At 70.9% G+C, this 12979-nt stretch carries 12 protein-coding genes; 3 read left to right on the top strand and 9 right to left on the bottom strand.

Features of this window, described 5'->3' with window-relative positions:
- The first annotated feature begins 38 nt into the window (after positions 1 to 38).
- Positions 39 to 1295, top strand: a complete 1257-nt coding sequence (locus DFJ66_RS37170) for a cytochrome P450 (RefSeq protein WP_121228509.1) — start codon at positions 39 to 41, stop codon at positions 1293 to 1295.
- Between the two features lie 10 nt (positions 1296 to 1305).
- On the opposite strand, the gene DFJ66_RS37165 is transcribed toward DFJ66_RS37170, so the two are convergent.
- The 3 genes from DFJ66_RS37165 to DFJ66_RS37155 form a co-directional block, all read right to left on the bottom strand.
- Complete coding sequence (locus tag DFJ66_RS37165) at positions 1306 to 1896, bottom strand: TetR/AcrR family transcriptional regulator (protein WP_121228507.1); 591 nt, start codon at positions 1894 to 1896, stop codon at positions 1306 to 1308.
- Between the two features lie 40 nt (positions 1897 to 1936).
- Positions 1937 to 3421 (bottom strand): MDR family MFS transporter, encoded by a 1485-nt coding sequence (locus DFJ66_RS37160; protein WP_121232306.1) that lies wholly within the window; start codon positions 3419 to 3421, stop codon positions 1937 to 1939.
- Between the two features lie 140 nt (positions 3422 to 3561).
- Complete coding sequence (locus tag DFJ66_RS37155; RefSeq protein ID WP_121228505.1) at positions 3562 to 4164, bottom strand: TetR/AcrR family transcriptional regulator; 603 nt, start codon at positions 4162 to 4164, stop codon at positions 3562 to 3564.
- A gap of 230 nt (positions 4165 to 4394) precedes the next feature.
- Here DFJ66_RS37155 and DFJ66_RS37150 point away from each other — a divergent pair, with 230 nt between their 5' ends.
- Positions 4395 to 4667 carry an isoamylase early set domain-containing protein gene (locus tag DFJ66_RS37150; protein WP_121228503.1) on the top strand — a complete coding sequence of 91 codons (273 nt, stop codon included), beginning with the start codon at positions 4395 to 4397 and terminating at the stop codon, positions 4665 to 4667.
- A 965-nt stretch (positions 4668 to 5632) separates the two neighbouring features.
- Here the strand turns inward: DFJ66_RS37150 and DFJ66_RS37145 are convergent.
- A complete protein-coding gene (locus DFJ66_RS37145; RefSeq protein ID WP_170199897.1) occupies positions 5633 to 6358 on the bottom strand; it encodes a TetR/AcrR family transcriptional regulator in 726 nt (241 codons plus the stop codon).
- Between the two features lie 167 nt (positions 6359 to 6525).
- On the opposite strand from DFJ66_RS37145, the gene DFJ66_RS37140 reads away from it, so the two are divergent.
- Complete coding sequence (locus DFJ66_RS37140) at positions 6526 to 7143, top strand: RNA polymerase sigma factor (protein ID WP_147459458.1); 618 nt, start codon at positions 6526 to 6528, stop codon at positions 7141 to 7143.
- Between the two features lie 116 nt (positions 7144 to 7259).
- On the opposite strand, the gene DFJ66_RS37135 is transcribed toward DFJ66_RS37140, so the two are convergent.
- The 5 genes from DFJ66_RS37135 to DFJ66_RS37115 form a co-directional block, all read right to left on the bottom strand.
- Complete coding sequence (locus DFJ66_RS37135; RefSeq protein WP_147459457.1) at positions 7260 to 7484, bottom strand: hypothetical protein; 225 nt, start codon at positions 7482 to 7484, stop codon at positions 7260 to 7262.
- An 84-nt stretch (positions 7485 to 7568) separates the two neighbouring features.
- Positions 7569 to 8918 (bottom strand): acetyl-CoA carboxylase biotin carboxylase subunit, encoded by a 1350-nt coding sequence (accC, locus tag DFJ66_RS37130; RefSeq protein ID WP_121228495.1) that lies wholly within the window; start codon positions 8916 to 8918, stop codon positions 7569 to 7571.
- Positions 8918 to 9514 (bottom strand): acetyl-CoA carboxylase biotin carboxyl carrier protein, encoded by a 597-nt coding sequence (locus DFJ66_RS37125; RefSeq protein ID WP_246030064.1) that lies wholly within the window; start codon positions 9512 to 9514, stop codon positions 8918 to 8920. The genes accC and DFJ66_RS37125 overlap by 1 nt, the downstream gene beginning before the upstream one ends.
- 25 nt (positions 9515 to 9539) lie before the next feature.
- A complete protein-coding gene (gene accA / locus DFJ66_RS45345) occupies positions 9540 to 11534 on the bottom strand; it encodes an acetyl-CoA carboxylase carboxyl transferase subunit alpha (protein WP_170199895.1) in 1995 nt (664 codons plus the stop codon).
- Between the two features lies 1 nt (position 11535).
- On the bottom strand, positions 11536 to 12975 hold the full coding sequence (locus tag DFJ66_RS37115) for an MFS transporter (protein WP_121232299.1): 1440 nt from the start codon (positions 12973 to 12975) through the stop codon (positions 11536 to 11538).
- Positions 12976 to 12979 lie beyond the last annotated feature (4 nt).

The raw sequence follows: 12979 nt of genomic DNA, 5'->3' as shown, positions 1-12979 counted from the left end.
GACCCGCTCACGGACCGGGTCGGGAACAGGACGCGCGGATGACCAGCCCCACCGTTTCCCGGGGACCCAGCCAGGACCGCCTGGCCCTGCGGCTGCCGCCGGAGTACACCGAGCGCACCCCGGGTTGCCCGTTCGACCCGTCGACCCGCCTGACCCGGATGGGCGCTGAGGGCCCCGTCCACCAGGTGACCATGGGCGACGGCGACACCGCCTGGCTGATCACGGGCCACGAGGAGGCCCGCGCGGTGCTGGCGGACCCGAGGTTCAGCTCGGACCGCTTCCGCAGCGAACGAGTCCTGCGCAAACTCCCCGAGACGCTGCGGCAGCGCATGACCGACCCGGCCGTCCGCGCGGGCAACTTCATCACCATGGACGCCCCGGAGCACACCCGGTACCGCAAGCTCCTGACCGGCCAGTTCACCGTCCGCCGGATGCGCCAACTGACCCCGCGCATCCAGGAGATCGTCACCGAGCACCTGGACGCCATGCTCGCGTCCGGCAACCGCGCCGACCTGGTGCAGGCCTTCGCCCTCCCGGTGCCTTCTCTGGTGATCTGCGAACTCCTCGGCGTCGCCTACGAGGACCGGGCCCAGTTCCAGGAACGGTCCGGCACCCTCCTGCGCCTCAACGCCCCGGCCGAGGACGTGGTGAAGGCCGCGGACGAACTGCGCGCCTTCATGCGCGGCCTCATCCGGTCCAAGCGCGCCGAGCCCACCGACGACCTCCTGTCGGGCTTGATCACCTCCGCACCGGACCTGACCGACGACGAGCTGGTGGGGATCTCCCTGCTGCTGTTGATCGCCGGCCACGAGACCACGGCGAACATGCTCGCCCTGGGCACGTTCGCGTTGCTGGAACACCCGGAGGAGCTCGCCAAACTCCGCGACGACCCGTCCCTCATCGACGGGGCGGTGGAGGAGCTGCTGCGCTACCTGTCGATCGTCCACCTGGGGCCCGTGCGCACCACGCTGGAGGAGGTCGAGATCGCCGGCGTCCGCATCCCGGCCGACGAAACGGTGATCATCAACGTGCCGGTGGCCAACCGCGACCCACGGGTCTACGGCGACCGGGACCAGCTGGACGTGGCCCGCGGCCGGGTGTCCCACCTGGCGTTCGGGCACGGCATCCACCAGTGCCTGGGGCAGCAGTTGGCGCGGGTGGAGATGGCCGTCGGGTTCACCGAGCTGCTGCGCCGGCTGCCGGGCTTGCGCCTGGACCTGCCGGCTTCGGAGGTCCCGCTGCGCAGCGACATGCTGGTCTACGGCGTGCACAGCCTCCCGGTCGCCTGGGACTGATCGGGGCGGGTCAGCGGCGGAAGCCGGCGTCCAGTTGGTCGACCATGGCGTTCACCAGGTCGGCCAACGGGCGCTGGTCGCCGGTGTCCAGCCACTGCGTGACCACCACCCGCACCGACGCCATCACGGTCGCGGCGAACATCATCGGGTAGAGGTCCACCCCTGGGTCCAGCCCCACCCGCTCCCCCACCACGCCCGCCAGCGCCCGTTCCTGCGCGTGGAAAGCGGCGAGCTGTGCCGGCAGGAGGGTGGGGGTCCGGCGCAGCAGCCTCAACTGCTCCAGCTTCGCCCGGTCGACGTGCTCGGGCAGGATGTCCACCAGTGCCCGGCGCAGGGCCTCCAGCACCGGCTCGTCCGCAGGGCGCTCGCCGAACGCGCGGACGAAGGCTTCCGCCGTGGCCACGTCGCCCGCGACGACCGCCTCCTCCTTCGAGGAGAAGTAGTTGAAGAACGTGCGCAGGGACACCCCCGCCTCGTGCGCCACCTGCTCGACCGTCACGCCGTCGACGCCGCGCTCCAGGCACAGCCGGAGCGCGGCGTCGGCCAGCGCGGTACGGGTCGCGAGCTTCTTGCGTTCCCGCAGTCCAGGCGGTCGAGTCATGCGGGATAACTTAGACCGCTGGTCAACCGGGGTGCGCGAGCTAGTGGGTGCCGGCCAGTTCCGCCGCCAGGCGCTCGTCGCCGCTCTGGGTCTTGAGCGGCTTCTCCTTGATGAACAGCACCGCCACCAGCGCCAGGGCCGCGATCGGCGCGCCGATCAGGAACAGCTCCGCCGTGGCCGTCGCGTAGATGTCCTGGACGACCGCCAACGCCTCGCGCGGCAGCTTCGACAGGTCCGGCACCTCGTTGGTGCCGCCGGCCGGCGGACCGAACTTCTCCGCCGACAAGCTGGTCACCTTGTTCGCCAGCACCGCGCCCAGCACGCTGACGCCGATGGCGCCGCCCAGCGACCGGAAGAACGTGAGCGTGGACGTGGTCGCGCCCAGGTCCTTCGCGGGCACGTCGTTCTGGGCCACGAGCACGAGGTTCTGCATCAGCATGCCGACGCCGACGCCCAGCACGGCCATGTGCACGGACACGGTGAGCACGGAGGTCTGCGCGTCGATGGTGGCCAGCAGCAGCATGCCGCCGACCATCACCACGCCACCGGCCACCAGGAACACCTTCCAGTGTCCCCACTTGGTGATCAGACCACCGGCCACCGTCGAGGAGACCAGCAGGCCGAAGATCAGCGGCAGGCTCATCAGGCCGGCTTGCGTGGGCGTCTTGCCCAGGCCGATCTGGAAGTACTGCGACAGGAACACCGTGCCGCCGAACATCGCGACACCGACCAGCGCGCTGGCCAGCGTGGTCAGCGACACCGTCCGGCCGGCGAAGATCGACAACGGCACGATCGGGTCCGCCGCCCGCGACTCCACCCACACGGCCAGCGCCAGCAGCACCAGACCGCCGACGACCATGAGCGCCGACCAGCCCGACACCCACTCGAACCGGTTGCCCGCCAACGTCGTCCACACCAGCAGCGTCGACACACCCGACACGATCAGCGCCGCGCCCAACCAGTCGATCTCGACCTCCTGCCGGACCACGGGCAGGTGCAGGGTGCGCTGGAGCAGGAAGATCGACGCCAGCGTGAACGGCACGCCGATGAAGAAGCACCAGCGCCAGCCCAACCACGACGTGTCGACCATGACACCGCCGATCAGCGGCCCCGCGACCGTACCCACACCGAAGACCGCGCCGAACAGACCCGCGTACTTGCCCATGTCACGCGGCGGGATCATGGCGGCCATCACGATCGTGGCGAGCGCCGTCATACCGCCCGCGCCCAGACCCTGCACGACGCGGCTGGCGATGAGCACCTCGACGTTGGGCGAGAAGCCCGCGATGAGCGAGCCGACCACGAACATGCCGAGGGACAGCTGGATCAACAGCTTGCGGCTGTAGAGGTCGGCGAGCTTGCCCCACAGGGGGACGGTCGCGGTCATGGCCAGCAGTTCGGTGGTGACCACCCACGTGTAGACCGACTGCGACCCGTGCAGGTCGGCGATGATGCGCGGCAGCGCGTTGGACACGATGGTGGACGCCAGGATGGCCATGAACATGCCGAGCATCAGCCCCGACATGGCCTGCACCACGTCCTTGCGCTTCGCAGCCTTCTCGTGCTGCTCGGCCGAGTGTTCGGCCGCCTCTGCGGACACTCTTTCCCCCTCAGTTCTTCTTTGCCCACGACCTGGGCGGGTCGTCTACGACTTGGACGTGCCGTCTACGACCTGGGCGGGTCGGCCAGACCGGCGGCAAGCAGGTCCAGGGCCTCCCCGAGCAGCGACTCCAGCGGATCGTCCACTGTGGACCAGCGCGTGATCGCCACCCGGAACGCGGCTCCGGCCGCAGCGGCCAGCAACAGCGGGAAGACCTCGTCCGGGACCTGCCCGACCCGAGCCGCAACCCCTTCGGCGAGCCGCCGCTCCACGTCCTCACCACCCGCGAACGCCCGCGCGAGCAGGACGGGGTGCTGCTGCACGACCTTCATGCGCAACATCCACAACTCACGGTCGTCGGCAAGGTTCTCGACCACCTCGGCAACCAACGCACCCTTGACCGCACCCACCGCACTGACCCCCGCCGGCGCCCCGACCACCCGGTCACGCAGCCGTAGGCCGGCCTCGGGGTCCGGCCCAACGACGGCTTCTTCCTTGCTGGAGAAGTAGTTGAAGAACGTGCGCGGCGAGACGTCGGCGGCAGCACTGATGTCCTCGACCGTCACCTGGTCCAGCCCACGCTCAGCGGCGAGCGTGACGGCAGCCCGGCACAACGCGGCACGGGTGAGCCGCTTCTTGCGGTCCCGCAGCCCCGGCTCACCCTTCACTCGAACAGCGTACGAAAAAGATGCACACTCTGCAACTTTGCAGCACGTGCACCTTAGTGACCCACCTCTCGCCCTCCACCTCCGGCCATCGCCCCCATTTCACCCATCGTGGCCCACTTCCACCCGATCGTGCGCCACTCGACCGCGTGACCGTCCACTTGAAACACAGACGTAGCACCGGAACGCTAGAGTGCCGCCAGGCTCGCCAAGATCGACCGCGAGGGAGGACGATGCTCCGCAGCACGCGCTTGTTCGGACCAAAACGCCGAGTGACCTTCTCACTGCCCGCAGACGCCCCCGACGGCCCGGTCAGCGTCGTGGGCTCGTTCAACAACTGGACCCCAGGCATCCACGAACTGGTCCCCCGCCGCGACGGCACGAGGTCCGTAACAGTGATCCTGCCCCCAGGCACCCACCGCTTCCGCTACCTGGGCGCAGACGGCCACTGGTTCGACGACGACCACGCCCAACGCCTGGACGGCGACAGCGCCATCACGATCTGAACGCGCAGGATTCCCGTTGCCCTGGGCCGCATGACACGTGCACCCGATCGTGTGACATGCACGATTCGCAACTTTTCACGATCTCGCGCGATACCGTGATTAGGAACGGCGGACGGGGCGGGGAGGTCCAGAGCGGACAGTCCCGGGGCGGGGAGCTCGGACGCGGAACGTTCAGGGCCGGAAGGACCCAGGACAGCGAGGCCCCCGGAACAGCGCCGCCGGACGCAAGGTCCCGGCCCGGCAAGCCCCCGAAGCGCCACCGCCCGCACGAGACCCAGCGCAGCGAGACCGAGGCGCATCCGGCGCGACCAAGGCCAGGGCGCGCAAAGGCTCAGGCGCTCAAAGGCCCCGGCGTGCGAAGGCCCCGGCGTGCGAAGGTCCAGGGGCGACAAGGCCAGCACGGCGGGACCGGGCGCGAGGTTCGGCACGACGGAGCCCCCGAAACAAGCCCCTGGCGGAAACAAGCCCCTGGTGCGCGCTCACCGGCAGAGCGGTCAGCGAGGCGCGGCCAGCGAGGCGCGCGGGCACCGAAACGCGGCCAACCGGGCGCGCGGGCCCGAAGCGCGGCCAACCGGGCGCGCGGGCCCGAAGCGCGGCCAACCGGGCGCGCGGGCCCGAAGCGCGGCCAACCGGGCGCGCGGGCCCGAAGCGCGGCCAACCGGGCGCGCGGGCCCGAAGCGCGGCCAACCGGGCGCGCGGGCCCGAAGCGCGGCCAACCGGGCGCGCGGGCCCGAAGCGCGGCCAACCGGGCGCGCGGGCCCGAAGCGCGGCCAACCGGGCGCGCGGGCCCGAAGCGCGGCCAACCGGGCGCGCGGGCCCGAAGCGCGGCCAACCGGGCGCGCGGGCCCGAAGCGCGGCCGACCGGGGGCGCGGGCACCGAAGCGCGGCCGACCGGGGGCGTGGCCCCGGGAGCTCGGGTGCGGGCCCCGGGCACCGGGCACCGGGCACCGGGCACCGGAGCGTGGTTAGCGGGCGAGGGCGTGTTCGGGCATGCCGAGGAGGTCGGCCAGGGAGCGTAGTTCGGCCTCGAACAGCTCCCCCGCGCGGTCGCCCAGGAACTGCAGTTGGCCCATGACCTCCATGCAGATCACCCCGTACAGCCGCACCCAGCAGCGCAGGAACAAGGCGATGGTGGAGTCCGGCACCGGCAGCTCCATGCGCCGGCGGAACTCCGAGATCGTCTCCGGGAGGAGTGCGGCAGAATCTTCGGGCAGGGGCTCGCCGCGTTCGCCGAGGAACCTCGCGAACAAGCCCGCGAAGACCTTGCCGAAGCGGTAGCGGGCGTCGGACAGGCGGGGTTTGGCGGCTTCGGCTGTGGGTGGGGTGACCATGGTCAGTTGGAACTCGAAGGCGTGGTCCAGGGCCCAGCGTCGCAGGGCTCGGCTGGCCAGCACGATCCGTCGGGCGGTTTCCTCGCCGGCGGACTGGTCGACCACGGCGTCGAGCATGCCGGTCATCTCGTCCAGCACGTCGAGCACGATGGCGTCGGTGAGGTCTTCGAGGCTGCGGAAGTACCGGTACATGGCCGGGCTGCTCATCCCCAGGTCCCGCGACACCGCCCGGATGGTCAGGCCCTCGATGCCGTCCACGGCGACCCGCCGCCGCGCCGCGAGCACGATGTCCTTGGTCACGGTGAGGCGGACCCGTTCCCGCCACGGCACCCGACCGGTCGCCGCGTTGCTGCCGACCATGCTCACCCCTCCCGGCTCCACTCGACCCATCCAACGCGAATCATTGTCGCGTCTGCGGTTCGGGACGCCGTACTGCAACACACTGTAACAAGAAGGAACGTCTGTAGCTTGTGCAACACGGATCCTGCTAGGGTTTCGCCAGCAATCTCCAGGTGGTGGAGGTGGTCTTGTCCAGCACAGCGACTCCGCACGACTTAGGGCAGGAGCCACACACCGGCTCCTGCCCAGTCCTGCTGCACCCGACCGCGAAGACCGACGCGGCGTGCCTGGTGACCTGTGCCCGCGCGGGGGACCCGCTCGCGTGGCAGGAACTGATCCGGATGTTCAACCCCCTCGTGTGGACGGTGGCGCGCAGCTTCGGCCTGTCGCCTGCGGACTGCGAGGACGTCGGGCAGCTGACGTGGCTGCGCGTGGTCGAGCACATCGGGTCGTTGCGCGAGCCCGACCGGGTCAGCGCGTGGATCGTCACCGCCGCCCGCCGGGAGGCGCTGCGGCACCTCATGCGGTCCACCAAGCAGGTACCCGTGGCCGACCCGATCACACCCGACGTGGACGACGGCGACACCCCCGAGGACGTCCTGCTGGCCGACGTGGAGCGCAGCCGCGTGGGCACCGCGGTCCGCCAGCTGCCCGACGAGCACCAGGCCCTGCTGGCAATGCTGTTGCAGGACCCGGCGCCCAGCTACGACCAGATCAGCAGCGCGCTCGGTATCGCGCGCGGTTCGATCGGACCCACCCGGCGGCGAATACTGAACCGGCTGCGCGAGCTGCTCGCGGAGAACTGAGTCGACGGCGGCAATTCCCGGTGCTGTGGATTGCCGACCCCCTACCGCAGCGGAACGACACCGTTGCGGTTTTGGCGTCCCCGGGCACGGCCTCCCCGGGCATGGCGTCCCCGCGTTCAGCCCGCCGAGTCCCCGCCCGCCCGCTCGTCGTCGCGCGGCTGCGGTGACCTGCGCACCTGGTCCCGGACGGCCGTCCAGGTCAGGTCGTCGAACCCGTCCGGCGGGGTGCCGAGGAAGTCGCGCAAGCGTTCCAGGAATTCCTCGTCCGCCGGGTCCTGAATGCTGTCCATCTCGGCCGAGCCGCCCTCCGAGTCGAGGCGGGAAATAGCCGGAACCCCCATGTTCCCATTCCCTACCATCGGTAGTGCGGTCGTACCTTACACGATACCCGTCCTTACCTCCTCGTACTTCCGGCGGTAACCCGGCTACCACTCGCGGACGCGGGCCAGGAAGTCCGTCGTGACGCCGCCGCGACGGAATTCCGGGTGGTCGAGGACCCACCGGTGGAACTCGACGGTGGTGCTCAGGCCCGGCCCCGCGATCCGGTACTCGGCGAGCGCGCGCCGCATCCGGGCCAGGGCGGCGGGTCGGTCCTCCGCCCACACGACGAGCTTGGCGATCAGCGAGTCGTAGTGCGGTGGGATCGCGCCGCCGGGCACGCAGTGCGAGTCCACGCGGACGCCGGGGCCGCCGGGTGGCAGGAGGTCGTCCAGCCGGCCCGGGGTGGGCGCGAAGTTGCGGGCGGGGTCCTCGGCGTTGATCCGGCACTCCACGGCGTGCCCGCGCAGCTCCACGGCGGCTTGGTCGAACGACAGGGGGTGACCGGCGGCGACGCGGAGCTGTTCGGCGACCAGGTCGATGCCGGTGACCATCTCGGTGACCGGGTGTTCGACCTGGATGCGGGCGTTGCACTCCATGAACCAGAACCGGCCGTCCTCGTCGAGCAGGAACTCCATCGTGCCCGCGCCCCGGTAGCCGACGGACTTGACGCCTTCGACGGCCGCCGCGCCGATGCGGGCGCGCAGGTCGGGGTCCACGGCGGTGGAGGGTGACTCCTCGATCAGCTTCTGGTTGCGGCGCTGGACCGAGCAGTCGCGTTCACCGAGGTGGACGGCGTTGCCGTGGGCGTCGCACAGCACCTGCACCTCGATGTGCCGAGCGCGCTCCAGGTACTTCTCCAGGTAGACGGAGGGGTCGGAGAACAGCGCTTGGGCGTCGGCGCGGGTGGTGCGGTAGGCGTGCGGCAGGTCTTCCTTGCGGCGCACGACCGTGATGCCCCGCCCGCCGCCGCCCGCGGAGGCCTTGAGCACGACCGGGTAGCCGATCTCGTCGGCGGTGCTCAGGGCTTCGTCGACGGAGGACAGCGGGGTGACCGTGCCGGGGAGGAGCGGCAGGCCGGCCTTGCTCATGAGTTGGCGGGCGGTGGACTTGTCGCCGAGGGCTTCCATCACGTCCGGTGGCGGGCCGACGAAGGTCAGGCCGTGGTCGGCGCAGATCTCGGCGAAGTAGGGGTCCTCGGACAGGAACCCGTAGCCGGGGTGGACGGCGTCCGCGCCGGTCTTGAGGGCGGCGCCGATGATGTTGGGGATGTTGAGGTAGCTCAGCTTCGCCTGGGCGGGGCCGATGTGCACGGCCTCGTCGGCCAACGCGACGTGCAACGCGTGCGCGTCGGCCGACGAGTACACCGCGACGGTGGGGATGCCGAGCTCCCGGCAGGTGCGGATGACCCGGACCGCGATCTCGCCCCGGTTGGCGATGAGGACTTTGCCGAACATCAGTCGACCGGCTCCAGTTCCACGAGGACCTGGTCGAACTCGACCATCTCGCCGTCGGCGACGTGGATCGCGGTGACCTTGCCGGAGCGGTCGGCGGTGATGGGGTTGAGCAGCTTCATCGCTTCGACGATGGCGACCTGGTCCCCGGCCCGGACCACGTCCCCGACCTGCACGAACGGTGCCGCGCCGGGGTTGGGGGCGGCGTAGAACGTGCCGACCAGGGGCGATCGGACGGCGAACGCGGCCGTGCCGGCGGGGGCTGCCGCCGTGCCGTTGAGGGCTGCCGGGGTGCCGTTGAGGGCTGCCGGGGTGTGGCCTCCGGCCCCCGTCTCCATCGTCCCACGGACCCCTGACACTCCAGGCGTTGCGGCGGCGGGAGCGATGGCGGTGGTGGGAGTGGGGCCGGGTAACGCGGGGCCGGTCTCCCAGTCGACCTCGACCTCGTTGCGGCCGGCGCGCAGGAGGACGCGGCGGACCGGGCGGCCCATGGCGAGGATGAGCTGTTCGGCCTCGACGCGCAGTTCGGCCAGGGACAGGGCGCGGCCGAACGGGTCCTGCGGGGAGGTGTCGTAGGACAGGACGGTGTCGGTGCTCATCGGCGGCCTTTCTCGGAGTCTGGCGCTACAGGCGGCGTTGGCGGTCGGGGTGGCCGAACTCGCTGAACCGCTCGTAGCGGTGGGTGCACAGGTCGTCCACTTCGGACAGTTCCGCGAGGCTGTGCAGCAGTGCCCGGCGCAGGGCGCCCGCGGTGGCGTCCAGGTCGGTGTGCGCGCCGCCGGGTGGTTCGGGCACGACGCCGTCCACGACGCCCAGGCGCAGCAGTTCCGGTGCGGTCAGGCGCAGGGCTTCGGCGGCACGTCCGGCCTCGGCCGCGTCGCCGAACAGGATGGTGGACGCGCCTTCGGGGCTGATGACGGAGAAGTAGGCGTTCTCCAGCATGAGCACCCGGTTGCCCACGGCGAACGCCAACGCGCCCCCGCTGCCCCCTTCCCCGGTGACGACGGCGATGGTCGGCACGGTCATCCGGGACATGGTCAGGATGCACTCGGCGATGGCGTTGCCCTGCCCGCGCTGCTCGGCCTCGATCCCGGGAAACGCACCGGGCGTGTCCACCAACGCGACGAACGGCATCCGCAACCGCTCGGCCAGCCCCATCAACCGCCGCGCCTTGTGGTACCCGGCGGGCTGGGGCATCCCGAAGTTGCGCCGGACCAGCTCGTCGGTCCGATGCCCCTTCTGGTGCCCCACGAACACGACGGGCCGCCCACCGAGCCTCGCGAACCCGCCCACCACGGCGGGGTCGTCCGCGGAGAGCCGGTCGCCGTGCAACTCCAGGAAGTCCTCGAACACCCGAGCCGCGAGGTCGAGCGAGGTGGGCCGCTCGACGTTCCGCGCCAACCGCACCACCTCCGCCGCCGGCCGAGCCTCAAGCTCTCCCGGATCCGTGACGGTCGCGGTGTCGGCCCCCTCTGGAAGAATCTCCCCCAGGGGCGCCGCACTCGGACTGTCGGTCCCGTCTGGGAGAATGACCCCCGGGGGCGGCGCGGCCGGATTGTCGTACCCCTGTGGGACAATGGAACCGGGGGCCGGAGGCCGCGCCCCGACACCGATCGCAGCGATCGAGCCACCGCCAGTCGAGTCGCCGCCTGTCAGGTCGCCGTTCGCCGAGCCACCGACAGCCGAGCCACCGACAGCCGGACCGCCGCCGAACGAGCCGCCCGCCGACCGATCGCCAACCGAACCGCGCACCGAACCATCGTCGGCCGAGCCGTCAGTCGGGTGCCCGCCGGCCGAGCCGGCGGTGGTCGGGGTGGCGGGCGCAGTCAGCGCGAGCAAGCGGGTCAGGGTGGCTCGGGTGGACTCGCGAGGGACCACCAGGTCCAGCATCCCGTTGTCCCGCAGGAACTCCGCCGTCTGGAACGTCGGCGGCAGCTCCTGCCTGATGGTCTGCTTGATCACCGCCGGCCCGGCGAACCCGATGCGCGCACCCGGCTCGGCCAGCACCACGTCCCCCAGCACCGAGAACGACGCCGTCGCCCCGCCGTACGTCGGGTCGGTGTTGAGGTTCACCACCAGCACCCCGGCCTCGCGCAGCCGTCCGATCTCCTGGCTGGTCTTGGCCAGCTGCATCAGCGAGATCGCGCCCTCCTGCATGCGCGCCCCGCCCGAGGCCGACACGATCAGCAACGGCGACCGCGACGACAGGGACAAGCGGGCCGCGCGGGACACCAGTTCGCCGGTCACACCACCGATGCTGCCGCCCATGAACTCGAAGTCCAGCGCCGCCACCACGACCGGGTGACCGCCGATCGTGGCCCTCCCGCACACCACGGCCTCGTTGCGGCCGGTCCGTGACTGGGCCGCGGCCAGTCGTTCCGGGTAGGGGGAACGGTCGTGGAAGGACAACACGTCCACGGGGGCGAGAGTGGTGTCGATCCGGTCCAGCGAGCCCGGGTCGAGCAGCAGGTCGAGCCGTTCGGACAGGGCGAGTCGCAGGTGGTGCGAGCAGTCCGGGCACACCTGGTGGTGGCGCCGCAGTCGTCGCAGGTACACGAACGTCCGGCAGTTCGGGCAGCGCGCCCACTGGACCTCGGTTGGACCGGTCGACACCGTCATGTCACACCTCGACCAACTTCGCCGACGAAGACACCGCCGCAGCAACGCGCTTGCGGATGAACAGGCCGGCCAGAGCGCCCACACCCACGAACACGACACCCACCCAGATCGCGGGCACCATGCCGTGCACGAACGCCTCGGCGGCATCGGCCGGCTTCCGGATCTCGACCTCGTTGAAGTAGTCGGTGAACACGGTCGTCAGCACGGCGATGCCCAGCGCCCCACCGATCTCGCGCACGGTGTTGTTCGCCCCGGACGCCTTGCCGTGCTCGTGCGGCTGCACGGACCCCAACACCACGGCGGTGGTCGGCGCGAACACCAGGCCCATGCCGATACCGGCGATCACCATCGCGGGCACCATGTCCCCGTACGGCGTCGTGGTCGTGGCGATCGAAGCGATCCACCCGAGACCGACACCCTGCAACGCCAACCCCAGCGCCATCAGCCGCCCGCCGCCGACCTTGTCGGTGATCAGACCCGCCAACGGGGCCACGACCATCGGCATCGCGGTCCACGGCAGGGTCCGCACGCCGGCCTCCAACGGCGAGAAGCCCAGCGGCCCCTGGAGGTACTGGGCCAGGAAGAAGATCGACCCGAAGACACCGAAGTACATCGCCAGCGACACGACGTTGCTCAGCACGAAGTTCGGGATCCGGTAGAACCGCAGCGGCAGCAACGGGCTCGTCGCCTTGCGCTCCCACAGCACGAACGCGATCAGCAGCACGAAAGCGATGCCGAACGCGGTCAGGATCGGCGTGGACGTCCAGCCGTCGTCGCCGGCCCGCACGATGCCCCACACCAGCGACGTGATCAGACCCGTCACCAGCACCACACCCGGGATGTCCAGGCCCCGGTCCGCGCCACGCGTCTCGGCGATCGCCCACAGCACCAGCGGCACCGTCACGACACCGACCGGCAGGTTCACCCAGAAGATCCACTTCCAGTCCAAGCCCTCGGTGACCGCGCCACCCACCAGCGGGCCGAGCGCGACGCCCAGACCGTTGATGCCCGACCAGATGCCGATGGCCGCGCTGCGCATCTTCTCCGACACCGCCGCCGCGAGGATGGTCAGCGACAGCGGCAGGATCGCCGCCGCGCCGACGCCCTGCACGACCCGGGCCGCGATCAGCGCCTCACTGGAGTTCGCCAGGGCGCACGCCACCGACCCGAGGCTGAACACGCCGATGCCCACCAGGAACATCAGCTTGCGCCCGTACCGGTCGCCCAGGGCGGCGCCGGTGAGCAGCATGCCCGCGAACGCCAGCACGTAGGCGTTGATCACCCACTGCAACGTCGTCTGGTCCGCGCCGAAGTCCTCTTCGATCTGCGGCAGCGCGTTGGTGACCACCAGGTTGTTCAGCGCCACCACGAACATCGGGAGGGAGCTGGCGAGGATCGCCCACCCCAACCCGGCTCGCCGCGCCGGTGCCGTCGTTGCCATGTCC

Source organism: Saccharothrix variisporea (assembly GCF_003634995.1).
Lineage (GTDB): Bacteria > Actinomycetota > Actinomycetes > Mycobacteriales > Pseudonocardiaceae > Actinosynnema > Actinosynnema variisporeum.
This window is presented reverse-complemented; position numbering and strand designations above follow the sequence as displayed.

Coding starts and splice junctions, on each gene's coding strand:
- DFJ66_RS37170 (WP_121228509.1), top strand. CDS start 39: ATGACCAGCCCCACCGTTTCCCGGGGACCCAGCCAGGACCGCCTGGCC.
- DFJ66_RS37165 (WP_121228507.1), bottom strand. CDS start 1,896: ATGACTCGACCGCCTGGACTGCGGGAACGCAAGAAGCTCGCGACCCGT.
- DFJ66_RS37160 (WP_121232306.1), bottom strand. CDS start 3,421: ATGTCGGGGCTGATGCTCGGCATGTTCATGGCCATCCTGGCGTCCACC.
- DFJ66_RS37150 (WP_121228503.1), top strand. CDS start 4,395: ATGCTCCGCAGCACGCGCTTGTTCGGACCAAAACGCCGAGTGACCTTC.
- DFJ66_RS37145 (WP_170199897.1), bottom strand. CDS start 6,358: ATGGTCGGCAGCAACGCGGCGACCGGTCGGGTGCCGTGGCGGGAACGG.
- DFJ66_RS37135 (WP_147459457.1), bottom strand. CDS start 7,484: ATGGGGGTTCCGGCTATTTCCCGCCTCGACTCGGAGGGCGGCTCGGCC.
- accC (WP_121228495.1), bottom strand. CDS start 8,918: ATGTTCGGCAAAGTCCTCATCGCCAACCGGGGCGAGATCGCGGTCCGG.
- DFJ66_RS37125 (WP_246030064.1), bottom strand. CDS start 9,514: ATGAGCACCGACACCGTCCTGTCCTACGACACCTCCCCGCAGGACCCG.
- accA (WP_170199895.1), bottom strand. CDS start 11,534: ATGACGGTGTCGACCGGTCCAACCGAGGTCCAGTGGGCGCGCTGCCCG.
- DFJ66_RS37115 (WP_121232299.1), bottom strand. CDS start 12,975: ATGGCAACGACGGCACCGGCGCGGCGAGCCGGGTTGGGGTGGGCGATC.